General features: G+C 33.4%; 20 protein-coding genes. 10 read left to right on the plus strand and 10 right to left on the minus strand.

Going from position 1 to position 25,016, the window contains the following annotated elements:
* Positions 1–17 precede the first annotated feature (17 nt).
* The 4 genes from GBH57_RS00445 to yiaA all read right to left on the minus strand — a co-directional run bounded on the left by GBH57_RS00445 (position 18) and on the right by yiaA (position 3,122).
* On the minus strand, positions 18–512 hold the full coding sequence (locus GBH57_RS00445) for a hypothetical protein (protein ID WP_151672084.1): 495 nt from the start codon (positions 510–512) through the stop codon (positions 18–20).
* Positions 513–695: 183 nt separating this feature from the next.
* Positions 696–1,259 (minus strand): GDYXXLXY domain-containing protein, encoded by a 564-nt coding sequence (locus tag GBH57_RS00450; protein ID WP_151672085.1) that lies wholly within the window; start codon positions 1,257–1,259, stop codon positions 696–698.
* Complete coding sequence (locus GBH57_RS00455; RefSeq protein ID WP_151672086.1) at positions 1,252–2,544, minus strand: DUF2157 domain-containing protein; 1,293 nt, start codon at positions 2,542–2,544, stop codon at positions 1,252–1,254. Before GBH57_RS00455 ends, GBH57_RS00450 begins: the two co-directional genes overlap by 8 nt.
* Positions 2,545–2,630: 86 nt before the next feature.
* The gene (gene yiaA, locus GBH57_RS00460; protein ID WP_151672087.1) at positions 2,631–3,122 is read right to left on the minus strand and encodes an inner membrane protein YiaA; all 492 of its coding nucleotides are present in this window, start codon (positions 3,120–3,122) and stop codon (positions 2,631–2,633) included.
* 185 nt (positions 3,123–3,307) lie between these two features.
* Between yiaA and GBH57_RS00465 the strand changes: the two genes are divergently transcribed.
* Positions 3,308–4,750, plus strand: coding sequence for a hypothetical protein (locus GBH57_RS00465; protein ID WP_151672088.1), 1,443 nt, complete (start codon positions 3,308–3,310; stop codon positions 4,748–4,750).
* Between the two features lie 283 nt (positions 4,751–5,033).
* On the opposite strand, the gene GBH57_RS00470 is transcribed toward GBH57_RS00465, so the two are convergent.
* Positions 5,034–6,329, minus strand: coding sequence for a prenyltransferase/squalene oxidase repeat-containing protein (locus GBH57_RS00470; protein ID WP_151672089.1), 1,296 nt, complete (start codon positions 6,327–6,329; stop codon positions 5,034–5,036).
* Positions 6,330–6,637: 308 nt separating this feature from the next.
* Between GBH57_RS00470 and GBH57_RS00475 the strand changes: the two genes are divergently transcribed.
* Positions 6,638–6,982, plus strand: coding sequence for a hypothetical protein (locus GBH57_RS00475; RefSeq protein ID WP_151672090.1), 345 nt, complete (start codon positions 6,638–6,640; stop codon positions 6,980–6,982).
* Between the two features lie 58 nt (positions 6,983–7,040).
* Here the strand turns inward: GBH57_RS00475 and hemL are convergent, their stop codons facing one another.
* From hemL to GBH57_RS00490, 3 genes are read right to left on the minus strand one after another with little or no spacing between them, the layout of a single operon-like run.
* Entirely contained in the window at positions 7,041–8,330 is a 1,290-nt protein-coding gene (hemL, locus tag GBH57_RS00480; protein WP_151672091.1) for a glutamate-1-semialdehyde 2,1-aminomutase, read from the minus strand.
* A gap of 10 nt (positions 8,331–8,340) precedes the next feature.
* Entirely contained in the window at positions 8,341–9,195 is an 855-nt protein-coding gene (locus GBH57_RS00485; RefSeq protein WP_151672092.1) for a glucosaminidase domain-containing protein, read from the minus strand.
* Positions 9,188–10,081, minus strand: coding sequence for a 1-aminocyclopropane-1-carboxylate deaminase/D-cysteine desulfhydrase (locus GBH57_RS00490; RefSeq protein ID WP_235904619.1), 894 nt, complete (start codon positions 10,079–10,081; stop codon positions 9,188–9,190). The genes GBH57_RS00485 and GBH57_RS00490 overlap by 8 nt, the downstream gene beginning before the upstream one ends.
* 247 nt (positions 10,082–10,328) lie before the next feature.
* Here GBH57_RS00490 and GBH57_RS00495 point away from each other — a divergent pair, with 247 nt between their 5' ends.
* Genes GBH57_RS00495 through GBH57_RS16180 form a run of 4 tightly spaced genes read left to right on the plus strand, consistent with a single transcriptional unit; the run spans position 10,329 to position 15,951 of the window.
* Positions 10,329–11,168, plus strand: coding sequence for a phage tail-like protein (locus GBH57_RS00495; protein ID WP_151672093.1), 840 nt, complete (start codon positions 10,329–10,331; stop codon positions 11,166–11,168).
* A 14-nt stretch (positions 11,169–11,182) separates the two neighbouring features.
* A complete protein-coding gene (locus tag GBH57_RS00500) occupies positions 11,183–11,977 on the plus strand; it encodes a phage tail-like protein (protein WP_151672094.1) in 795 nt (264 codons plus the stop codon).
* A 17-nt stretch (positions 11,978–11,994) separates the two neighbouring features.
* Positions 11,995–12,816 carry a phage tail-like protein gene (locus tag GBH57_RS00505; protein ID WP_151672095.1) on the plus strand — a complete coding sequence of 274 codons (822 nt, stop codon included), beginning with the start codon at positions 11,995–11,997 and terminating at the stop codon, positions 12,814–12,816.
* 24 nt (positions 12,817–12,840) lie between these two features.
* Positions 12,841–15,951 carry a choice-of-anchor B family protein gene (locus tag GBH57_RS16180; protein ID WP_151672096.1) on the plus strand — a complete coding sequence of 1,037 codons (3,111 nt, stop codon included), beginning with the start codon at positions 12,841–12,843 and terminating at the stop codon, positions 15,949–15,951.
* A gap of 22 nt (positions 15,952–15,973) precedes the next feature.
* Here the strand turns inward: GBH57_RS16180 and GBH57_RS00515 are convergent, their stop codons facing one another.
* Positions 15,974–16,336, minus strand: coding sequence for a hypothetical protein (locus GBH57_RS00515; RefSeq protein ID WP_306424008.1), 363 nt, complete (start codon positions 16,334–16,336; stop codon positions 15,974–15,976).
* 80 nt (positions 16,337–16,416) lie between these two features.
* Here GBH57_RS00515 and GBH57_RS15950 point away from each other — a divergent pair, with 80 nt between their 5' ends.
* From GBH57_RS15950 to GBH57_RS00525, 3 genes are read left to right on the plus strand one after another with little or no spacing between them, the layout of a single operon-like run.
* Positions 16,417–16,587, plus strand: a complete 171-nt coding sequence (locus tag GBH57_RS15950) for a C1orf53 family protein (RefSeq protein WP_161596046.1) — start codon at positions 16,417–16,419, stop codon at positions 16,585–16,587.
* A 55-nt stretch (positions 16,588–16,642) separates the two neighbouring features.
* The gene (hutU, locus tag GBH57_RS00520) at positions 16,643–18,625 is read left to right on the plus strand and encodes a urocanate hydratase (protein ID WP_151672097.1); all 1,983 of its coding nucleotides are present in this window, start codon (positions 16,643–16,645) and stop codon (positions 18,623–18,625) included.
* 4 nt (positions 18,626–18,629) lie between these two features.
* Positions 18,630–19,169: a DUF4136 domain-containing protein gene (locus tag GBH57_RS00525; protein WP_151672098.1), complete on the plus strand. Its 540-nt coding sequence runs from the start codon at positions 18,630–18,632 to the stop codon at positions 19,167–19,169.
* Positions 19,170–19,258: 89 nt separating this feature from the next.
* Here the strand turns inward: GBH57_RS00525 and GBH57_RS00530 are convergent, their stop codons facing one another.
* A complete protein-coding gene (locus GBH57_RS00530) occupies positions 19,259–20,809 on the minus strand; it encodes a helix-turn-helix transcriptional regulator (RefSeq protein ID WP_151672099.1) in 1,551 nt (516 codons plus the stop codon).
* A 205-nt stretch (positions 20,810–21,014) separates the two neighbouring features.
* On the opposite strand from GBH57_RS00530, the gene GBH57_RS00535 reads away from it, so the two are divergent.
* Positions 21,015–24,998, plus strand: coding sequence for a T9SS type A sorting domain-containing protein (locus tag GBH57_RS00535; protein WP_161596047.1), 3,984 nt, complete (start codon positions 21,015–21,017; stop codon positions 24,996–24,998).
* Positions 24,999–25,016 lie beyond the last annotated feature (18 nt).

Raw genomic sequence — 25,016 nt, forward strand, 5'->3', positions numbered from 1 at the left:
TTTAGATTTTACTAAACTTAAAAAGTAAGAAGGTTAATTCCTAAGTTTACTGAGTTTATATTGTTACTATCACTAGTGATTCTTGAAAAAGAGGCAACTACACCTAAACTTTCTGAAATTTTATATCCTAAAAATGGCTTATAAAAAAGTCCATTTTCTGCTGGCGAATAACCTAAACCATAAGCGACTTCGCCACCTAAATACATTTTTTCAGATAACTTAGCACGAACCTCCATACCTACAGGAATAAACGTTACATTTTCATATACAAAAGTATTATCTCCGCTACCTGCTTCTTTTCCGAAATAGTGATGCACAGAAGCCATAGGACCTACTTTAAAAGTTTCATTTACGTCAAATAGAAAAGAAAAAGTTGCTTCAACTGATGCACTATAGGTTTCTGAACTATCACCTACAGGTATTCCTCCACCAACACCTACGTGTACATTTTGCGCACAAAGTGTCGATAAACTAGCTAAAGAAATTGCTAAAAAAAGTAATGTTTTTTTCATAATAATATTTTTGAATTTTTGTTGTGCAAATTTAATTTTTTAGAACTTAATTCCGCATCTATTTGATAATAAAGTGTAAAGATGTTTTTTAGCTCATTTTCGCAATAAAAAAACGACCTCAAAGTAAGATCGTTTCTCCATCATCAAAACAAACATCCACATAGTTTAAGCAGATGTTTTCTATTAATCCAATCGTTCTTGTAGTACGTAATCTTTAATAGATATGTCATTTACAATTACATCATTTAATACTGCTTTATCTCCTTTTATATAAACCAAACCATAGCAATTTTCTAAATCTGCATCACGATTTGCTTCACGAACATATACTTCAGCCTCATAAGCTTTTGACTCTTCCATATAAAAAACATTAAAAGGAAGATTAAAATGCACTGAATCATCGTAACTATTAGTTGCTGTTGTAACAATAAAATCCTGTTCGGTATCTAAGGGTGTTTTACTAGCTTTAGTCGCGACTGCAAATCCATTTTCGTCATTTTCAATATATACATAAATAGTATCCCCATAGCTTATAGAATCATTATTTGCTGCTACAAAATTCATTTGATAATCTAGAAATATGTATTTCCCTCTTAACGGATCGGTTGGATCAATAGGACGCGTTTTAAATTTATAAGCGGTTCCTTCCGTTAAAACAGCTTCCTGTTGGTATATCATATTTCCTGGCACAAATAATTGTGCAAGAACCATAACACCAAAAACGAGTATGATTATTATTTTATTCATCTTCCTTAAGTTTTAATTGAGATTGTAATTGAGATTGCTTGCGGTACATAAAATAATTTGCTCCAAAAAAGCCTGCACCAATTACCATAAACAGCAATCCACGAACTATAAAAGAAATATTTGTATCGAAGAAACGACAGGTTATTAATGCTGTAATGATTACTAAACCATAATTAAGAATACTGTACTTATTTCGTTTAGCACCTATTACAATTGCAATAATACCTAAAGCAATTATTAATAAATTTATTAATAAAGGAGAAAGCCCAACTAGAGTTGCATTGGATATATAAATACCCGTAAAAATTAAACCAGCAAACTGAAATAAATTAAATTCTTTTAAAGTGCTAGCTCTAAACATATTTGCTATCAACCCAACAACTATTATTACTAACACAATAGTTATTGCGTAATCTTGCGTAGTATAATTAGAAAAATGGAACTCATCCCATACCCAACTAAAGCTTGTAATAAGCAAAGTTATAATGGTACCAACAGAGCCTAATATTAGGTATCCATTTCCTCTTAAAGAGGCATTTTTAAAATACGACAACTTTCCAATATTATAAAAAATTGAGAATAGTAATATGTACAAGACAAAACCAAGACTGTCATTTCCCGAGATAAAATTTCCTAATGAGATAAGTACACTTAATGGAAATAACCAATGTAAAATTACTGTTGTATTAGCCTTTGGCATCGTTTTCAACCTACCTAAATAAACTGGCAATACCGCTAAGATTAATAGGACATAATCCCATGGAATATCGCTATTGAAATACCCTAAATTACAAGCATAAATTGTTGCAAAGAGCAAATGCAGTAAAGTGACTGCATAGGATTTCATTAAGTATATTAATGGAATCGCAAGTACAATCCATGTCAATAAAAAAGATGACATTTCGCCTTTAATATTATATACTTGACTTACCAATGATATACTAGCTCCAATCCCAAAAAACAGAAATGTCGCTGCAGTTTCTTTCCAAGCTGGTTTACGGTTTTTCAATAAAGTATAGCCTACAAACATTTGTCCAATCACTAATGGAACAAATGCCCAAATCGTTTTTACACTTCTAGGAAAATCATCCCAGTTATGCGCAAGTATTAATATAATTCCTAAACCCACGAGTAAGGAACCAAGCACTCCAAAAATGGCGAACAACCTATTAGGTTGCGCATCTTTTTTATGCAAATAATACTGCATTATGTTTTCTTTGACCTCTTGATTAATGACATTAGCTGTCAATAACTCATCAAGATCGTTTGCTATTTTTGATTTCATAGTTTCTACATATTGGTCACAAAATACCCATTAATTAATTTGTGGATTGCGCACCCACTAGAAAGTAAGCACGCAACCTCTTAAAATTATTCTTTTTCTTCTAAAAACCTCACATCACGAGTGTTCTTTTGTACTGCAACTGCTGCAAAAAGTGCTAAAGTAAATGACATCCCATAAAACCCTTTTTCACTCAATTCAATATCTGCATTCCATAATCCTATTACTAAAAGTGCAATAGAGGCTATGGTTGTAAACCAACTTATACCATAATACATATCAGTCACTGGTATTCCTTCCACTCGATCTCGAACACTTTTTTGAACTGAGACTACTGAAAATAATCCAAATAACAATATTGTAAAATAATATCCTTTCTCATTTAGTTCCATCCCCACATTCCATAATCCTATACAATAGGAGACCATCCCAATTAGTAGTGCCGACCACGAGGCACCAATAAAAGCTGGACTAGGTTTACAACTAAAATTCCTTTTAACTTTTTTAGATTTCTTTTGGCTTATACTATCAATTAAAGGTGCATTTACCGGTTTCTTTTCATTAAATGTTTGCGTTTCCATAATGTTTATATTTTGATGATTATTAAATTATGATGACACAAAGATGTGGTGATTTAGGCATAGCCGAAATACTAATTTTTAAAATTACTTACGATTTAATAATACTAAAAATCACATTAAAACTTATATTTACTGCCATTTAACACAATAATACTTACGATTAAATGAATAGTCTTTTTGAAATTATGGAAATTTTATCACCAGAAGAGTGTAATGAATTCTTATTATTTCTGAATAAAAAGAACCGAAGAGGTGATACTAAAAATCAAAAGCTTTTCAAATTATTAGCTTCAGGTGTATCACAAGACATAGACATTAAACTTTATGGCGAGAAGTCGAGCAATGCACTTCACGCATTATCATCCCGACTACACTATTCATTAATAGATTTCATTGCTTCAAAAAGTTTTCAAAGAGAAGCTAGTGATGAGTTAGAAATTTTCAAACTAATACTCGCTGCTCGTATTTTATTTGAACACAAAAAATATAAAATTGCATTTAAAACTTTAGACAAAGCCGAAAAGCAAGCATTAGAATTAGACTTATACTCAATACTCACAGAAATTTACCACACTAAAGTTCAGTACGCGCATTTAAACAAAAAGGCATCATTTACCGAAACTATAAATGCATCTAACTTAAACCTAAAACTATTTACACAGGAGCAGCAACTCAATATGGTGTATGCAACCATAAAAAGGGATTTGAAAAAACAAGAAGCTATATCAATTGAGCAGATAATCACTTCGGCTTTTGGAGCTTTTGACATAAATCTTGATGCCAGTTTAAGTTATAAATCACTATTTCAATTGTTGAATATTTCGGCGACTGCCTCTAAATTACAAAGCAACTTTTATGAGAGTATGCCTTTTATGACACAATTGTATGCTATTATTTCTGAAAAAGAACATCAAGTTGATAAACACTTATTTTATCATATTGAAATTCTAAATTTAATGGCTATTGCTAGTTTTAGAAATAAGAAATTTAAAACTAGTCAACACTTTACAGAGAAAATGGAAGTTGAAATGGCGAAACAAAACAATAAATATCATACTCGCTTTCTAGAGAAACTTTACCTAAACAAAGGTCTCCTTTTAAACTACACAAACAAACCTAACGAAGCTATCGCATTATTGAAAGGATTCACTAAGCAGTCACTCGATATAGAACTCACATTAGTTATGTGTTATTTTCAGCAACAGGAATTTAATAATGCATATTACATTATTAAAAGCTTTAATCATAGCGATGCTTGGTATGAGAAAAAAAATGGGTGGATTTGGGTAGTAAAAAAATGTATTATTGAAATTCTGGTACTTATTGAATTAGACAAACTAGATTTAGTGCTTTCAAGATTAAAGACTTTTAATATTAAGTATTCTAAAAAACTAAACAGTATTGGTGAACATCGAGTAGTCCGTTTTATTAAGTTAGTAGCAGTTTATTATGAATCTCCCAAGGAAGTTACTAGTCCAAAATTTCACGACATTGTTGAAAAATCATTTGAATGGATAGGCACAGAAAAAGAAGATATTTTTATAATGAGCTTCTATGCATGGCTAAAATCTAAAATGGAAGGAACAAATATTTATGACACAACACTCCGTTTAGTTACTAAACAATAACTCAACTACCATTTGAAAATTGAGATTTAAAATCAAAAATAAGTGCATAATCAATCTTAAATTATAATATAAAAAGCTAATTTTTAAATATTTATAATCGTCAACACAAAAAAAGACCCCGAACTAATTTCGGGGTCTTTTCGCTTATATTAGATGCCTGCTTTTTGGCTTAAGCGGCACTCTATCCCTACCATAAATATAAACGGTGTTATTTTTATTCAAGATATCTTAATTTTAATTAAATCAAAAGTAATAGTACCCGTCATTTATAAATTGTTGTTAACTATTCCTCACCCATTTCTTTCAGGTAATTAATATCGTTTTCAATTGTAAGTAGCAATAAACTTGTTGCAGTACAAAATACAGGACTAGTAATACAGTGGTGTCCATTCCAACTGCCATCTTGATTCTGAATTTTTAAAATACGACCACTCATATCGTCGTACCATTTTCTCCAATCATTATCATCATTTACCGCTAACGACTCTCCCGTTTGTAAAAAGCTAAGAAACTCTTCCCCACCATTATTACCAAAACCTGAAACTACATCTTCGCGTTGCGCAGTCTGTTTCGCAGATTGATAAACGTTATATGACGTATTATATTCTATTGCTTCAGTTTCTGTCATTCCTGCTTTTTTCAAATTTTCAACAGTAACTACCTCGTCATTTATTGCTCCAGATTGATTCGCTTCTTTAATCATTTTTTTGGCTTTTCGAGCGTCTTTTGCTGTTGCCCTAACACTTCCACTAACTGAATATAACATTACTCCCGCACCATCAGCAGTGTTTACATTACCGTCATCTGAATAATTAGACTTTTGGTAATCTCTCATAGTTTGTAAAACGTCACTATTAACAGCTCCACCTACAGATTGCGCTGCTTCTAAAGCGCTATTAGCAAGTCCGCTTTGTAATACTCCAGCCCATCCTGCTCCACGTTGTTTTCCTTCTTGATCTGTAGATCGTTGTACTTTATCAACACACATATTCAAGGCACGTTTAACACGTTTTTTGTCTAAACCTTTTAAATCTCTGTCTAGCAAGCTTGATAAAAACTGAGTAGTAAGCACCACATCAATATTGTCTCCTAATTTTCGTTGAATTTGAGTATTGCGAGCTTCAGCAATAAATTCATTATTTTGATTTCTCTCAACTTCATTTAATAGATATTCGATTGCATTTTTTAGATGATCCCTGTAAACACCTTTCTTTAAAGTTGTTCCACTTCTTAAAAAAGCTGCTGCTACCATTGCCGTAGTTGCAGGATCACTTACTACCGCGTGTGGATCCATAATGTGCTGAGCACTGTGATTTCCAGCGCCGTAGCCACCATTTGAACTTTGTGCCTTAGAAAGCCACGAGAGTCCGTCACGAACAGCTAACTGTAAATTTTCATTGTTTTTATACATTGAAAAATTTTCAGAAGACTGTTCTCCCATAACTGTCATAAATACACAACCGGATTCTGGAGTTAAGGTTCTACTTGTTTCGGAATAATCAGGTGCGGTTTCTAAAATTTTCCAAGCGACTGTTAGCAATACTAAAGGCGCTAATATTAATAAGATTTTAGTTTTCATAGTACTATTATTTAAAGATTAATAAGAATTAAATGATTTGTCAGATCATCGTTCTAGCTATTATTTAATCTAAAAATACTCTTGAATACGCGCTCTAAAAATATACTTTTAGTAAACGGTATCTCTTGATGAGTAAGATTGTATTTTGGTTGAGTATGCGCTATTTTTCGGTTTCTGAAATTTTCGACGAAAGCCTTATTAAATCTAAATTATAGCACTTAGTCTATTATTCGTTCTTTTTTGGCGCAATTATTGGTTTATTGTTTTCAAATTATTTACATTAGTATCCACAAATTAAACCCATTGTCATGAAAAACATATTTAAAGTAATTGCTGTAGCTGCAGTGTTCTTATTAGGAATGCAAAACACTACTGCACAAACGTTGTCACAGGATCAAGATAGACCAGAGGTGATTGCTAAGCAAAAAACAAGTGATTTAAGCGATGCATTAAACTTAACTGGAGACCAACAACGCTATATCTTTAGAGCTTTAACAGCTAAAGAGGTAAATTACAGAAAGCACATAAACGGTAAAGATGCTACTAACCCTGAGGTTATAGCTAACAAAAAGAAATACGACGATTTATTAGTTAAATCTATGAAGAAAACATTGACTGCTGAGCAATTTACTGCTTGGGAAGCGATGCAGTAATCGTATTTTACACATCATATTTTAAAAAATCCCTTGCAATGCAAGGGATTTTTTTATGTTATAAACTTTTAGCAGCAACAGCTGCTGCTTCAATTGTTTTATCTAAGTCTTCATATGTTAATGCATCACATAGAAACCAAGTTTCATAAGCACTAGGAGCTATATATATTCCTTGCGAAAGCATTGAATGGAAGAAAATATTAAACTTCCCATTATTAGCTGCATTTGCTGCAGTTTTAAAATCAACTACAGGTGTTTCGGAAAAATGCACTGAAATCATTGACCCTTCTCTATTTATAGTGTGTGGTACATTTTGAGTTGTTAGTACATCACTCAACCCATTATGTAGATAGGCAGTTTTTTTATTCAAGCTTTTAAAAACATCTGGATTTTCATCTAAATGTGTTAACATCGCTAGACCCGCTGCCATAGCCAATGGATTTCCACTTAGCGTACCTGCCTGATAAACCGGTCCTAATGGAGCAAGATGTCTCATTATTTCTTTCCTAGCTGCAAAGGCACCTACTGGAAGTCCACCACCTATTACTTTACCATAAGTTACAATATCGGCTTTAATGTCATACAATTCTTGCACACCACCTGCAGCCAATCTAAAACCTGTCATAACCTCATCAAAAATTAAGAGGATATTATTATCATTACATAATGTTCGAAGTCCTTGTAAAAAGTTTTTTTGAGGTGGAATACACCCCATATTACCTGCAACTGGCTCTATTATTATACAAGCAATTTCATTTTTATTATTTGTTATAATCTCCGCTACATTCTCTAAGTCGTTATAGCTAGCAAGTAAAGTATCTTTTGCAGTTCCTTCTGTTACACCAGGACTATTAGGTGCTCCAAATGTAACAGCACCACTACCTGCCTGAATTAAAAATGAATCACTATGTCCATGATAACAACCAGCAAATTTTATAATTTTATCCCTCCCTGTATATCCACGTGCTAATCTAACTGCGCTCATGCAAGCCTCAGTTCCACTATTAACAAACCTAATCATATCTATATTAGGAACCATCTTTACAGCAAGTTCTGCAATTTTAGTTTCAATTTCTGTTGGCATACCAAAGCTAGTCCCTTTTTTTGCCTTTTCAACAACTGCACTAACTACAGGCTCAAAAGCGTGCCCTAAAATCATAGGTCCCCAAGAATTAATGTAATCTATTAGGGTATTATCATCTTCATCATAAAGGTATGCTCCTTTTGCTTTTTTAACAAATATTGGGTCACCTCCCACTGCTTTAAAAGCTCTAACAGGCGAATTAACTCCCCCAGGAATTACTTTTTGTGCTTCAGCGAAAAGTGCGCTGCTTCTTTTATATATCATTGTGATAAAATTAGTTTTTAACTGAATGTAAATATAACACTTGCCCAATTGACAAAGCATTACTAGTAAGCCCATTATAACGTTTTAATGAATCTACTGGAATATTAAACTTTCTTGAGATACTATATAATGTATCGCCTTTCTTTACAGTATAAGAGCTTATAGTAGAATTATCAGATTTAGTTACTACACTAGGGCCATTCCCAAGAACATCATCATCGTATTGCTGTAAATTGTAGCGTTCGATTATTGAAATAAGTTTATTAGGATATTTAGGATCTGTTGCATATCCGGCTTTTTTTAGGCCTCGCGCCCAACCTTTATAATCATCTTTTCCTAATTTAAATAGCGATGCATATCTACTACGTCCTGTTAGAAAAAGCGAATGATCTCTGTAAGAATATTTAGGATCCTTGTATTTTCTAAAGCATTCCTGCGCTTCGTCATCATCATGATACACTCGTTCACCTTCCCAACTAGTATGACATTTAATACCAAAATGGTTATTAGCCCTATTACTAAGTTCACCCCTACCAGCTCCACTTTCTAAAATTCCTTGAGCAAGTGTAATACTAGCAGGAATTCCATATTGTAACATTTCTTCTTTAGCAATTGCGGCATATTGATAAACATAGTTAGAAACCACCTCTTCATAGGTACCCGTCTTTACAACTTTAGCAGGTGTCACTTTAGGAGTTACAACAGTCTTAGTATCCTCCTTTACAGGAGTTGGAGTATTTTTAACTACAGTTTCAGTTTTTGGCTTTTTAGCATATTTTACTGTTTTCTTTTTTGCCTTGCAACCACCTAATAATAATGTGATTGTTAATAGGACTAGTAGTGTATTTGGAAGTTTTTTAAACATCTATCAAAGGAAGATTTTTTCGTTGCAACATTAAGTTCATACCAGCAATACCTTGAAGTCCGCCCGTATGGACTGCTAAAATACGGCTATTTTTTTTGAAATATTGTTTTTCTATCAAGTCGTAAATACCATACATCATTTTTCCCGTATATACAGGGTCTAACAATACACCGTGTTGTGCTTTAAATGTATTGATAAAACGTACTAAATCTGAATCTATTTTAGCATAGCCTCCAAAATTATACGAATCTGTAATCTCAAAATTTTCTTGTGTAGTTTGTTGAGCGACAAATTTTTTCTGAAATGTTCCTTTTAATGCAGAAAAACCAAGTGCAAATTGATTGGAGGCTAATGTAGAAACTATTCCGGCCATTGTGCCTCCAGTTCCAACAGCGACACATATATAATCAAAAGCAGTATCTTCAAGTGTTAATATTTCGGCACAGCCTTTAATTGCAAGGTCGTTTGTACCACCTTCTGGAATAAGATGAAACTGACCATATGTTTCCTTTAGTTGAGAAATAAATTCCTCATTTTCTTTCATCCTATATGCTTCTCTGGAAATGAACTCGAGTTGCATACCCTGCTTTTCAGCATAACTAAGTGTAGGGTTTCCTGAAATTTTTGAACGAAGTTCTTCACCTCTAATTATTCCAATCGTTTTCAAATTATATTTTTTACCCGCAGTAGCGACAGCAGCAATGTGATTTGAAAAAGCTCCACCAAAAGTTATTATTGTTTTAATTTCTGAGCCTTTAATTTGTTGAAGTTGGTATTTCAGTTTTCTAAATTTATTACCACTTATTTCAGGCATTAACAAATCTTCCCTCTTAATAGAAAGTTCCCAATTATTCAACAATGTAATAGGCTGATTTATAGACTTCAAAATTTTATAGTGCTTTAGGTTAAATATACAGTTTAAGTTCCTATTAGAAATGCCTAATTAAGAATATAAATCAGTCAATTTAAATCTTTATTTCACTATTAACTTATAATCAAAAAAACACTTTAACCATCTAATACACCGTTAATCGATACTATTTTGTTAAAATTTTATGCATTTCAACGAATAAATATGTTTTTAAACGTTCTTTTTGTGTACTATTGTTAGAAGTAACGGAAATAACCTAAATATGAAGACAAACTACCCCCTAATTTTCTTGTGTTTAATAGCACTATTCGCACATACTTATGTGGGTAATGCTCAAGTAGGAATAAATACGACCACTCCGGAAGGAATCATTGATGTAAACAGTAGTACTTACGGAGTCGTGTTACCTAGAATTTCATTAAACAGTTTAAACAACGCTTCACCTGTTATAAATCCACAAGGTGGTAGTTTAGCCGTTGGAACCGTAGTCTATAATACAAATACTACTAGCACTGGTTCTAATGATGTTGTTCCAGGCATATATGTATGGACTGGAACTAAATGGTTTAATAAGTTTTCTAAAAAACAATCAGAATTTTTAACTCAGACAAGTCATTTACGTACACAGTCTTCCTCTGGATATCAAAATATTCCAGGCTTAACAAACAGAACCTTTACAGCAGAGTATACTGGCAATTACAAAATAGAGCTAAGTGTAAATTATGGAGGTGGTTATCTTAGGGATGTCGATGGAGATAATTCAATGACAGATGTCGCTGCACAAAAAGGAAATTTTAGATTTACGTTCGACGGAGACGTAAATTTATACGAAGCACTTTCATATAGTGTAACTGGTGATGCAACTACATCGGGAACATCTAATTACTATTTGATTTGGGAACAGTATTCAGTAGTAATCTACAAACATTGCACACAAGGACAAACATACAACCTAAACTTAGAATTTGATCAATTACCTGCACCAGAATTTGTTAATTCCGGCAACCACAATAGCTCAAACAGTGATCAATACACTCAAGGAACTGGATGGATAGGATTTGATATTCCTTGTTCTGTAGAAATAACTTATTTGACTGAATAATAAAAGAATAAAAGATGAAAAAAATTATACAATTAATTTGTTTTATAGCACTTTCTTTTTCGACTTCTGCTCAAGTGGGAATAGGAACTACAACACCAGAAGGTATGTTGGATATTAACAGTAGTACGATGGGGTTTGTTTACCCTACGGCAGCATTAACCTCTACCGTTAACCAAAATCCAGTTCAAAATCCACAGGGTGGGGCTTTAGCTATTGGAACGACTATATTCAACACAAACTTAACAAGCACAGGTTTAAATGATGTTGAACCAGGAATTTATTCTTGGGATGGAACAAAATGGGTTACTCACTTTTACAAAAAAGAATCTACTTTATTTACTCAGAGCACTGGTTTAAGAACTTCATCATTAGGAGTTCCTGAAAATGTTCCAGGATTAGGAGCCTTAGACGGAAATATATTTATTCCAAATTATACAGGAACTTATAAAATAGAAATGCGTGGATATTTTGGAGCTGGCGAAGTAAAAATAAATAGAGGAATGCACACAGTGGTTGGAAAGGGAGACTATAATCTAGATTTTAATGGAACAGTATACTCTGCAACTACTAAATCTTTTTCTAGCTACCACCCAAGCGCTACTGATTATACGAATGCAATGAAGGAAACAACTATTATTAAATTTGTTAATCTAGTTGCAGGAGTTTCATATCCTTTTAGTCTTACTTTTTTACAAACAACAACATCATCTAATCAAGGTTTTAGAAATAATGCTCTCTCTGGTAGAGGTCGTGGTTATCTTGGCACAGAGGTCCCTTGTAGTATTGAGTTCACATATTTAGAAAGATAATTTTAACCTACATTACTATGAAATCAAAATACTTTAAAACATTCATCTTAACGTTATTGTTATCAACTTCATACTTTGTAAGTTCTGCGCAAATAGGAATTGCAACTGATAAACCACAAGGAATGCTAGATGTTCAAAATAGTAATTTAGCTGGTATTGTTTTTCCAAAAGCTGCCTTAACTTCTTCTATTATTGCTTTTCCTGTACTAAATCCACAAGGTGGAAATTTAGCTGAAGGGACGGTTGTTTTTAACACTAACAATACTTCAACTGGCAACAACGATGTTTACCCAGGAATTTATGCTTGGGATGGAGCTAAATGGACTCCTCAATATTTAATAGAACAAGCCGAAACTTATGAACAGTCAGGCCTGGATTTTAGACCTACTTTTTCTGGAGGATTTGTAGATATACCAGGGCTTGGTTCTGGAACACAATTCACAGCTAATTATACGGGAACCTATAGAGTGAAAGCAAATTTTAATTTTGGCGCAGGAAAATTATTACCATCTTCAAATGGAGATGTTCGTATGCAGACACAAGAAGGGTATTTCCGTTTCATTTTTGACGGTAGTTCGAATAATATATATACCCATGCTTATTCGTTACATAATAATGAATTACTTGCTGCAGATCAATTTGAAGATAGTTTTAGACATGATTCATCACTAGTACTATATTTAGATTTAGATGCTGGCACCACCTATGATTTTAGATTACAAATAGATGTTCATTCTTCTACAGGATTTGAAAACTCTGGTAATTCAGGTGATGGTAGAGCTCATGTAGGAATTGGAATCCCCTGTACTGTTGAATTTACTTATTTAGAAGAAAATTAAAAATTAACCCCGCAAACTATTAAAATGACAAAACTCTACACATTAACACTCCTTTTATTATCCTCAATATTAATTGCTCAAAGCCCTTGTTCTGGTGGTACTGCAGCAGGATACCCTTGCGATGGAATCACATTGCAAAGTAAAATCACAGTAGCATCAATGGGTGCAATTGAGGCACAAGACTCTTGGGGTTGGACAGATTCAACAACTGGAAAGGAATATGCAATTGTTGGTTTAAATAACGGTACTGCTTTTATTGATATTTCAAATCCAACAAGTCCAATTTATTTAGGTAAACTCCCTAATCATGGTGGAGCCGGTTATTACAGTGATGTTAAGATTTACAATAACCATGCCTATATTGTAAGTGACGATGCAGGAGCTCCAGGTATGCAAATATTTGATTTAACTAAATTAAGAAATGTTAACAATCCTCCTCTAACTTTCACACAAGATGGTTTATATAGTGCTGATAGTTTAAGAACTGTGCATAATATTTTTATTAATGAAGCTTCAGGTAGGTTATATCTTTTAGGATCAAATAGAAATGGCGGTGGACCTAGAGTACTTGACCTTTCAAACCCAACTAATCCAACATTAGTAAGAAACATTTCTACATATGGTTATTGTCATGATGCTCAAGTATTAACTTATAATGGGCCAGATCCAGACCATCAAGGAAAAGAAATAATGATTGGTAGCTTCAGCGGTTCTAATGATGTTATTATCATTGACGTAGATAACCCAGGTACAATTATTGGTCAAATTACCTATACAGATCAAGAATATACACACCAAGGTTGGTTTACAGAGGATAAAAGATTCTTTATAGTTGGAGATGAATTAGATGAAGGTGCTTCAGGGTTTAACACAAGAACTCTTGTTTTTGATTTAAATGATTTAGACAATCCATCATTACATTATACACATAACGGAAATACTCCTTCAACTGACCACAATGGATATGTTAGAGGAAATAGATATTATCTAGCTAATTATCGTGCAGGTATGAGAGTTTTAAAAGTTGATGGATTGTATGATTCACCACCAAGTATGACAGAGGTTAATTACTTTGACACTTTACCTAATTCTAATTCTGCAGGGACAAATGGTTTATGGAATGTATATCCATATTTTGAAAGCGGAAATTTATTAGCAACTGGTTTCGGAGAAATATCATCTAATACAGATGGAGGAGTTTATATTTTAAAAGATCCTAATTATGACAACCAAGCTCCTGTTGCTGTTACACAAAACTATATAGCTACGCTTGCAAATTCAGGAAGTGTAACCGTTACTGCTGCTCAAGTAGGTAGTTTATCTACAGATAACAAGGGTATTATTTCATATAAAATAGATGGTGTTAACTCAATGACTTTTACCTGTGATGATGTTGATACACCAAAATCAGTTTTACTAACAGTTAAAGATGACTACGGTTTTGAAGATAGCATTATGGCTACTATTACAGTAATCCCTAACGAAACCAAATGGACAGGTAGCTCATGGGATGATGGAACTCCAGGCATTGGTTCTTTAGCTAGAATTACTTCAAATTACAATACTAGCGACGATGGTAATATTGATGCTTGTACTTGTCAAGTAGATGCTAACAACGCATTACAAGTAGATGCCGGCAATTATATAAAAGTGCAAAAAGATATTACCGTTAAAACTGATGGATCATTAATTGTTGCTCATACAGCTAATGTTGTTCAAACTGATGCAGATGCTGAAGTTATTAGAGAAGCGGGCGCTATTATTGATGTAGCACTAACGACTCCTGCTTTAATAGCTCGAGATATTATGGTTTTAGGTAGCCCAATGGATACCGAAACTAAAGTAGCTTTTGATAATGCACACGGTGTTTTTAAGCATAATACTGAAGATTTTGATCCCTACATTGGCACACCACCTGTTAATGGAGTTAATTTTTTAGACAATGATTTTAACGATTTCGAAGTGCAAACAGGAATCTTAAATCCCGCGGAAGGTTATTACGTAAGACCATCATATGTTAACGACGGTACTTACAATTATAATTATACTGTTGGAACACTTAACTCTGGTAACATATCTTATAATGCGTACTTTGGCGATGACAAACAAGACAGCCCAAACATCCTAGCAAATCCATATGCATCTGCAATAAATGCTTCGCTATTCATTGACAATAACCCAATTGTAAGTGAAGTATATTTTTGGGAACATAACACAACACCAAGTGGATCTATTCCTGGACCAGACACTGCTAATTTCAATATGCAAGATGTTTCAATATATAATGGAACTATGGGAACACCTGCTTCAAGCGGAGGAACAACCCCTAATGGTGTAATTGCAACAGGACAAGGTTTTGGGATTAAAGCTAATAGTGGAGGCTTAGTTACTTTTACTAATGATATGCGATTAACATCTGGAAACACAACACTAAGAGCACCAGATAGCAGAGATTTATTATGGCTAAAAGTTCAAGAAGAAATTTACAATCTAGGAAGTACAGCAGGCTTAGGGTTTTTATCTCAAGCAACTGATGGAATTGATGCACGTTATGATTCTGATAAACTTGGTACTATAGTTTCATTATACTCTCACCTTCAGGATGGAAGTGAAAAACTATCTATCCAAGGAATGTCAAATTTTGACCCAATGTCTGAAATTCCATTTGGATTCTCAACACTAGTTGATCAAGATAATCACGAGTACACTATATCACTAAGCGCTGTAGAAGGTCCTAATATTAGCACTGCAACAGTATTCTTAAGAGATAATCTTACTCAAATAACTACCAACTTAAGCGAAGGAAATTATAGATTTAACGCCGCTACTGGAGATTACGACAACAGGTTTACATTAATATTCAGTCCTTTTATAGCAGGCTTAAACGATGCTGCACTAGAGAATTCAATAATTGTTCACCCTAATCCAACTTCAGATATTATTATTGCTGATTCTTTTAATTCTGAAATATTAAACACTGAAATTTATGATGTAAGAGGCCGAAGAATTGTTAAAACTATTGCAACTGAAAGTAACAAGCACACACTAGATGTATCTGCATTAGAAACTGGTGTTTATTATATTACAATTAACACTAAGGATGGTTCAGTTACTAAGAAAATAATTAAAATGTAATTTTAAAAGTTCCCCACAGAAATCACAAATAATTTCTGAAAACCCAAAAAGGCCTCTTCTTTATATAGTTGAGGTCTTTTTCATTTGCATAAGCCTCTCTTTCAAAACTGATATTTCGATAAGCAAGATCCCAATTTTTATACTGAAATAATCTAACAATAAACTCTAGTAAATACCATATATAAAAAGGCAATACTAATAATTCAATTTGTTGACGTAAATGAATTTTTTCATGATTCATAAATACAAGGTTGTCTTTTAAAGCCTTATGTCTCATTAGCACAAAAGGCCATACGGTGACACCATTATAATACTTATGAATTAAAAATCTGTTAACTACAGGAATCATTTCATTTAATTTTAAATGAAATATAACAGAAATCATACCATTAATATTTCAGAATAATATCGGCATCAGTATCTTATAATATTACTACTGAAATATTAAATGTTTATTTTTGTTTGATGTTGTTTCCAAAGAAAAAAATAGAAATTGAAGAAGGTGATTTTTATCTCACCCCTGAAGGCTACAAATGCTTTACAGAACAGTACCATTTAAAACGTGGTTATTGTTGTGAAAGTGGCTGCCGTCATTGTCCATATGGTTTCAATAAAAAAACAGGAGCTACTAAATAAACTACTATTATTTTGAGCGTTTAGCATTAAATAATAAGCACATAAAGTAACATATATGAATTTCAAAGACGAAATATTACAAGGTATTCCAGCACAACTTCCCAATCCTAAAAGCTACGATTTAGAAGTTAATCACGCACCAAAAAGGAAAAAAATACTTTCTGAAGAAGAAGAAATTTTAGCCTTAAAAAATGCTTTAAGATATTTTGAACCTGAACATCATGCTACACTCCTACCCGAGTTTAAAAAAGAACTTGAAGAATACGGCCGTATTTACATGTATCGTTTTCGTCCAGATTATAAAATTTACGCTAGACCTATTAACGAATATCCTGGTAAAAGTGAACAGGCTAAAGCTATCATGTTGATGATCCAGAATAACCTAGATCACGCTGTAGCACAACATCCTCACGAGTTAATTACTTATGGAGGTAACGGAGCTGTTTTCCAAAACTGGGCGCAGTATCGTTTAATTATGTCCTACTTAGCACAAATGACTAATGAGCAAACTTTAGTTGTTTATTCTGGTCACCCTCTTGGGTTATTCCCATCACATAAAGATGCGCCTCGCGTTGTAGTTACAAATGGAATGATGATCCCTAACTATTCTAAACCTGATGATTGGGAGAAATTTAATGCTCTTGGAGTTACGCAATATGGACAAATGACGGCTGGTAGTTATATGTACATAGGACCTCAAGGTATTGTTCACGGAACAACAATTACAGTATTAAATGGTTTCAGAAAAATTAAAAAATCTCCTAAAGGTGGGTTATTTGTTACATCTGGCCTTGGAGGAATGAGTGGTGCTCAACCAAAAGCAGGAAACATTGCAGGATGCGTAACAGTTTGTGGTGAGGTTAATAAAAAAGCAACGCATACTAGACATACGCAAGGATGGGTTGATGAGGTTATTGACAATCTAGACACGCTTGCTACAAGAGTAAAAGCTGCCTTAGCTGCAAAGGAGACCGTTTCAATAGCTTGGGATGGAAATATAGTTGAGGTTTGGGAACATTTTGACAAAGAAAATATACACATCGATTTAGGTAGTGACCAAACTTCTTTACACAATCCGTGGGCTGGAGGTTATTACCCTGTTGGGCTATCTTATGAGGAGTCAGTTGAAATGATGGCTAACAATCCTACCAAGTTTAAAGAGGAAGTACAGCGATCGCTTAAACGTCATGCTACAGCAATAAATAAACACACCGCAAAAGGAACCTACTTTTTTGACTATGGTAATGCGTTTTTACTAGAAGCTTCAAGAGCTGGCGCAGATATTATGGCAGAAAACGGCATTGATTTTAAATATCCAAGTTATGTTCAAGATATCATGGGGCCTATGTGTTTTGATTATGGTTTTGGACCATTTAGATGGGTTTGTGCTTCCGGAGACCCTAAAGATTTAGCTAAAACAGATCAAATAGCTTGTGAAGTTCTTGAAGAGATTATGAAAAATTCTCCTGAAGAAATTACACAACAAATGCAAGACAACATTACGTGGATAAAAGGTGCTCAAGAAAACAAATTAGTAGTTGGTAGCCAGGCTCGCATTTTATACGCAGATGCTGAAGGTAGAATGAAAATAGCAAGTGCTTTTAACAAGAATATTTCCGAAGGTACAATTGGAACTGTTATACTTGGTCGAGATCATCATGATGTATCTGGAACAGATTCTCCATATCGTGAAACTAGCAACATTTATGATGGAAGTAGATTTACAGCAGATATGGCTATACATAACGTAATAGGAGATAGTTTTAGAGGTGCAACTTGGGTAAGTATACACAATGGTGGTGGCGTTGGCTGGGGTGAGGTAATTAACGGCGGTTTTGGTATGGTACTTGATGGTAGTAAGGACGCGCAACGACGATTAGAATCTATGCTTTTCTGGGATGTAAATAACGGAATTGCAAGACGTAGTTGGGCTCGAAATGAGGAAGCTGTTTTTGCTATTAAAAGAGAAATGGATCGTAATCCAACTTTAAAAGTAACACTCCCTAATTTTGTTGATGATTCACTTTTTAAAAATTAACACTATGAAAATCTTAAAATTATTACCAGTGTTTGCCATCGTATTACTAGCTTCTTGCTCCTCAGTAAGGGTTGCTACAGATTACGATAGAAAGGCAAACTTTGATAGTTACAATTCATTTGCTTTTTTCAAACCCGGTATAGATAAAGCTAAAATTAGTGACTTAGACAAAAAACGTATTCTTAGATCAATTGAGTCTCAAATGGCTTTAAAGGGGATGACTAAATCTGCATCGCCAGATTTACTTGTAAGCATCTTCACTAAAGAAAACGAACGCGTTGATGTTTATAACAACTATTATGGTCGTGGTTGGGGATGGGGACCTTATTGGGGACCAGGTTTTTACGGAAACAACGTTTCAACAACAACAGAAGGAAGCTTGTACATTGATTTAATTGATGCTAAAACAAATGAGTTAGTTTGGCAAGGCATAGGTCGTTCTTCATTGTATACTGGAAACGACATTGATAAGAAAGAAGAAAAAATTAATACCATTGTTTCTGAAATTTTAATGCAATACCCACCTGGTCAAGAAAATAAATAACCACTCTTTTCTATAACAATCAGAAAACATCTAATTTAAAAGAGCCCAAATATCATATACATATTTGGGCTCTTTTTTTATAAATTATTCTAATAATTATCATTTAGATAGGTCAATAAATCTTTACTACTTTTGAGATTCATCTTTTTACTTATTCTATATCGCTGACTCTCAATTGCCCTTAGAGACCGCTCAAGAAAAAATGCAATCTCTTTATTCATAAAACCAAGCTTAAGATAATAACACACTAGAAAATCAGTATCTGAAAGATCAGGATGATCCTTTTTTATAGTTAAAAAGAAAGGCTCATTCAATTGTTTTAAAACGTTCAAATGATACTCCTCACTGTTTTTTAAGTTAGCTGAATCTGCATTGATAGTCCTATACAATCCTCTAATTTTCTCTTTTTGCAAATCCTCACCACCAATGGAAGCGATTTGTTTTACTTGATTTTTAATATCGGTTATATAAAGTTCTAATTCGTGAGTTCTAACTTTTAGTTTTTCATTTTTAGTTTGAAGCTGAGAGTAGTCGTTCTTCTGATGTATAGATCCTTTTAATTGTGTTTTATATTTTTTATAAACCAAAACAAATACTATCAGTAATCCTAACAATAGTAGAGCTAATAGCAATAACCTATTCTCGTTTTCATGTACTTTTACTGTTTGCTCGTGCAGCGCTTCTTCAGTATCTAAAAGATTATCATTTATTTCTAAACTAGCATTAATATTATCATTTAATAGTTTCTGTTGGTAAATTTGAATGGAATCTAAATACATGTGACTTTCATCATTTTTTCCAGCAAGCTCAAGTGCTTCAGCATATAATGAATAATATTCTCCAACTGAATTTAATGAAATTAAATCTCGTAATTGTTTCGCATTAGACAAGTATTGAAGTGTAGAATCTATTTGCTTTCGTTTTAAATGCAAGTGAGACATGCATATATTTAGCGCAGCCTCATAACTATTGTAATTAAACGGAGCTATTGTTGGGTTCGTTTTTAGACTTCTGAAAATATGTAAATACTTATTAGCATTAGCATCATCATTAAGGTGTATATAATTAGAAGCTAACATAAAGTTTGCAAACAGATAATAATAGGCATCATCTGCAACATTTTTATACTGGTCTAAATCAGCTAAAATCAAAGCATTACTTTCTTCATATTCGTGAGCTAAAAAAGCGACGTATGCAGGCATTTGACTCACCTCAACTAAACCATTATCATTTCCAGAAAGTGTATAATATTTTTTAGCTAAGTCGAGATATTTAAAAGCCGTACTATCTTGTTTTACAAAATATAAATTAGAAAACAATTCTAAGCTAGCATCTCCTGCGGTATCATAATCGTTTTCTATTTCAGCATTTCTTAAAGATAAAAGGTAACTCCCATAAACTTTAGATTGATTTTTTTCACGATCGAATGCATGACCTTGAAGTAAGTAATATTCTCCCACCCTACCGTTTAAAAACTTTTTAATTGGCGTTGGGATGCTATCTAGAAACTGTAAAGCTCTTCGAGCATCTTCAAGAACATAAATATCTGCAGAGTCAATTAATCGCACATAACTAGAATTTGATTGAGCCGAAATTAGTGCTGTAAATAATAAAAAAATCCCTGTAAAAGTTAATCTCATAAAAGCAATTACCGTGTTTATAGATACTTGCTCTAAAGTGAGCAAATGATACGTTGAGGCTATCAAAAGTAAGGTATTTATACCTTGCGTAGTAGTTGCGTAGTTGTTAAAATTTGTTTTAACTATTAAAAATAATGTTGGGTAGAGCTAATGGATATTTTTGTTTTACTAAACTAAATTAAATGTTATGAAACCTTTTCATCTTATGACTAAACACCTACTCATTGTTGCTACATTTTTTATCACTAGTATTAGTGTAGCTCAACTCACAACTAAAAGTGATACTTACAAATCTAAAGTGACAGACCCTAATGCTAACTTCTTTGAACTTGTAGCTCAAAAAAGAGCTGAGTTTGCTTTGATGGATTTATCTAATAGAGATAATAAAAAAGCTTATAAACAATTTGAAAGATGGGCATATATCTGGAGAGATAAAATAAATGCTAATGGGTCTTTCCCTACTCAAGTTAATAATAGAAGTTCAAAAGAAACTTTTATTAATTTATTATTGGAAACCCAACAACAAAATAGAATTGCAAATACAAATGCTTGGACACAAATAGGACCTATTGACAGACCAGCAGAAAATAATTATACAGGCTATCCTGGGAAAGGAAGAATTAATGTAATTGCTGAGGACCCAACAAACACAGATATTATGTATGCCGGTTCTGCTGCTGGAGGAGTTTGGAAGACAACAAACAATGGAGTTTTATGGACTCCGAAATCTGATTTTCTAGCAGGATTAGGAGTTACAGATATCTTAGTTGACCCAAACAATACTGATATTGTTTATATAGCTACAGGAGATGAAGATGGAGAACATATTTCATCAATTGGTGTCTTTAAATCGATTGATGCTGGAGAAACTTGGAATCCAACAGGACTTACATTTGGATTAGAAGAAAATGAATTTATTAGAGATTTAGAATTTGCTCCTGGAAGTAGCACTAAAATATTTGCACTTACAAATACTGATGTAAAAGTCACTACAGATAGCGGGACTACTTGGAATAATGTTGTTGTTCCAGCTGTAACTTTTACTGAAAAGTTCCAAAGCATTGTATTTGACCCTAATGATCCTAACAAAGTTATTTTATCAGACTTTTATGATGCTATTTATGTATCTATTGATGGGGGCGCAACTTTCGAAACACACGATGTGTTTGAAGGTGAAAATGATAAAAAATTATTGAAACTAACAACTACAGCTAATGATTTAGATCATTTCTATGGTCTAAGCCAAGACGGAGAGTTCCGAAAATATAGATTTGCAATTGATTACACTTCGGCAGATTTAGTTTCAACTACTACAATAGCAGGTTTTAGTTCGCAAGAAGGCTATGATCAATGTCTTGCTATTTCACCTACTAACAAAAACCACATTGTAGTAGCTGGTGTAAATGGATATCGCTCAACAAATGGTGGAACAACATTTTCTACGTTGCTTAATGCATATGATAGCCCTCCAGGCGCAGGGTTTTATGTTCACGCAGACCACCATCATCTTTCTTTTTTAGCAGATGGTGTAACCGTTTTAAATGGACACGATGGAGGAATTCACAAAGGGCCGTTTAATGCAACTAGTACAACCCCTTGGGATGATCTATCAAATACATTAATTATCACACAACCATATAATATTGCAGTAACGCAAGAAACAAATGGCGATAATTTTATGATGGCAAATCAAGATAATGATGGTTTTTCAAGAATACTAAAAGATGGAACTAGGCAATGGGTATCTTGTTTAGCAGGAGATGGAACATCTACAGCTATTGATATTAGTGATTCTAATATTAGATATCTTGGTGGAACTAATGGTTCCTTAGGAGTATCCTATGATGGGTTCTCTATTTCGTATGATTCTTACGATGAAATTTTACCTAGCTCAACAACTGCCGCTTTTGTTTCACCTATGGCACTTCACCCAACAACTGCCGAAACAATTTATGCTTGTCATGGCGACATTAAAAAATCAACAAATAGAGGAGTCTCTTGGACTGCTTTAAATTCAGGTATTTCAGAAACTAATTTTATTGAAGTTGTTTCTAATGGTACTTCAGTTAAAATATTTACTATTAATGAAGAAGGCACAGCAAGGTTAAGCGTTAATGATGGGGCAACTTGGACTACCGTAACCCCTCCTACTGGACAACTTTTTAATAGCTTTTCGGCTTTGCCAAATACAAATATTGTATACGCAACTGTAAGAGGCTACGAAGCTGGGAAAAAAGTTTACAAATCCACTAATAATGGTAGTAGTTGGACTAATATTAGTGATGGACTTCCTAACATTATTATGAAAAAAGTTAAGCTAAATACGATGCTTACAAATGAAACATTGTATTTAGGAACTGAACTAGGACCTTATATTAAAGATAACTCGTCAGCAAACTGGACAAAACTCGGCACAGGATTACCAAACGTTAGAGTAGACGATTTAGATATTAACTACACAGATCAAAAATTATACATAGGAACATTTGGTCGTGGTTTATGGGAAATAGCTATTGAAGCTCGTTGCACAGGAATTACAAAAACTTGGGACGGCTCTAGTTGGACTCCATCAGGAATACCTAATTCAACTGATATAGCTGTAATAAATGGAAACTACAACACAGATACTGATGGCTCTATTGATGCTTGCTCACTAATAATTTCGGGAACAAGTATTGTAAATGTTGCTGCTGAAACATACATTTCATTACAAAATAGCGCTACAATAGAAACAAACGCAACATTAAACGTACTACATCAAGGTAGTTTTGTACAAGTTGAAGACGATGCTACTGTCATTAATAATGGATCAATTAACGTAATGGTTACCACTCCATCATTAGATGAAAGAGAGTTTATGATTTTAGGTAGCCCAATGACGGCAACTTCTGAGACAGTATTCAATAGTGCATATCAAGTGTTAAATCACGATACAGATTCTTATGAAATGTATACTACAAATTCAATTGATGGTATCAATTTTTACGATCAAGAAGGAGATGACTTATCATATTACACAGGTCTATTAAACCCTGCTGAAGGGTATATTGTAAGACCATCATATACTGATAGTGGTATCTATAATTACACTTTTGACGGTGGAACTTTAAATAGTGGAGAAATCAACTACACTGCAGGATTCAACAATACTAATAAAGATGACAGCGCTAATTTCCTATCTAATCCATATCCGTCTGCAATAGACGCAAATCTGTTTTTATCAGAAAATAGCGGTATTATTAGTGAGCTATATTTTTGGGAACACTTAACGCCACCAGGAGTTATGAATGGACCTTATGGTGAGCAAAATTTTAGTATGGAAGATATTTCAACATATAATAACATGGGAGGAACAGCTCCCGCAGCAAATGGCGGGACTACTCCTACAAATATTATTGCTACAGCTCAAGGTTTTGGAATCAAAGCAAATGCAGGCGGAACTATAAAATTCACCAATGCAATGCGTGTAAGCTCAGGAAATACAACTTTGCGTTCTTCACTTGAAGATGCAAATCGTTTATGGTTTTCAGTTCGAGAAACACAAAGCGATAAGGGTAGTTCTAACTTAATAGGTTTTACTTCTGCTGCAAGTGAAGGATTTGATTATGGTTTTGACACTAAAAAAATTGGAACCGAGGTTTCTTTATACACTCATTTACAAGATGGTACAGAACAATTAAGCATACAATCTAGAGAAGCTTTTAATGATGAAATGAGTATATCTATGGGCTTCTCGACATTATTAGACGAAGAACTATCTTATACTATTTCATCCTTAGATAAAGAAGGTGACCTTATTTCTAATGCTACAGTATATCTAATTGACAATTTAGTAGGCACTACTACTAATATGAATGAGGAAAATTACACATTTACTAGTACTGCTGGAACATTCAATAATCGTTTTATTATTATATTTCAAAACAATCCATTAGGAGTTGATGATGTTACTTTATCGTCTATTTCGATATACCCTAATCCGGCAGATGGGATAATAAATGTTAACTCTCCACACGCTATTATTTCTAATATTGAAATTATAGATGTTAGAGGGAGAATCCTTGAGAAAATCAATACTGATAAGTTAAACAACATTCAGGTTGATCTTTCTTCCTATGGTAATGCCATCTATTTTGTAAAAGTTACTACTGAAAATGGGATAAAAACTAAAAGAGTAATTAAAAATTAAATTTCTATAATTTGAAAA

The organism is Patiriisocius marinus, from assembly GCF_008974325.1.
In the GTDB taxonomy this organism is placed as follows: Bacteria; Bacteroidota; Bacteroidia; order Flavobacteriales; family Flavobacteriaceae; genus Patiriisocius; species Patiriisocius marinus.

Bases quoted from the DNA above. Each gene is read 5' to 3' on its own strand.
- GBH57_RS00535 (WP_161596047.1), top strand. From the start codon at position 21,015: ATGACTAAACACCTACTCATTGTTGCTACATTTTTTATCACTAGTATT.
- GBH57_RS00500 (WP_151672094.1), top strand. From the start codon at position 11,183: ATGAAAAAAATTATACAATTAATTTGTTTTATAGCACTTTCTTTTTCG.
- GBH57_RS16180 (WP_151672096.1), top strand. From the start codon at position 12,841: ATGACAAAACTCTACACATTAACACTCCTTTTATTATCCTCAATATTA.
- GBH57_RS00450 (WP_151672085.1), bottom strand. From the start codon at position 1,259: ATGAATAAAATAATAATCATACTCGTTTTTGGTGTTATGGTTCTTGCA.
- GBH57_RS00495 (WP_151672093.1), top strand. From the start codon at position 10,329: ATGAAGACAAACTACCCCCTAATTTTCTTGTGTTTAATAGCACTATTC.
- GBH57_RS00455 (WP_151672086.1), bottom strand. From the start codon at position 2,544: ATGAAATCAAAAATAGCAAACGATCTTGATGAGTTATTGACAGCTAAT.
- GBH57_RS00530 (WP_151672099.1), bottom strand. From the start codon at position 20,809: ATGAGATTAACTTTTACAGGGATTTTTTTATTATTTACAGCACTAATT.
- hemL (WP_151672091.1), bottom strand. From the start codon at position 8,330: ATGATATATAAAAGAAGCAGCGCACTTTTCGCTGAAGCACAAAAAGTA.
- GBH57_RS00505 (WP_151672095.1), top strand. From the start codon at position 11,995: ATGAAATCAAAATACTTTAAAACATTCATCTTAACGTTATTGTTATCA.
- GBH57_RS00475 (WP_151672090.1), top strand. From the start codon at position 6,638: ATGAAAAACATATTTAAAGTAATTGCTGTAGCTGCAGTGTTCTTATTA.
- GBH57_RS00465 (WP_151672088.1), top strand. From the start codon at position 3,308: ATGGAAATTTTATCACCAGAAGAGTGTAATGAATTCTTATTATTTCTG.
- GBH57_RS00485 (WP_151672092.1), bottom strand. From the start codon at position 9,195: ATGTTTAAAAAACTTCCAAATACACTACTAGTCCTATTAACAATCACA.
- GBH57_RS00525 (WP_151672098.1), top strand. From the start codon at position 18,630: ATGAAAATCTTAAAATTATTACCAGTGTTTGCCATCGTATTACTAGCT.
- GBH57_RS15950 (WP_161596046.1), top strand. From the start codon at position 16,417: ATGTTGTTTCCAAAGAAAAAAATAGAAATTGAAGAAGGTGATTTTTAT.
- GBH57_RS00515 (WP_306424008.1), bottom strand. From the start codon at position 16,336: ATGATTTCTGTTATATTTCATTTAAAATTAAATGAAATGATTCCTGTA.
- GBH57_RS00445 (WP_151672084.1), bottom strand. From the start codon at position 512: ATGAAAAAAACATTACTTTTTTTAGCAATTTCTTTAGCTAGTTTATCG.
- yiaA (WP_151672087.1), bottom strand. From the start codon at position 3,122: ATGGAAACGCAAACATTTAATGAAAAGAAACCGGTAAATGCACCTTTA.
- GBH57_RS00470 (WP_151672089.1), bottom strand. From the start codon at position 6,329: ATGAAAACTAAAATCTTATTAATATTAGCGCCTTTAGTATTGCTAACA.
- hutU (WP_151672097.1), top strand. From the start codon at position 16,643: ATGAATTTCAAAGACGAAATATTACAAGGTATTCCAGCACAACTTCCC.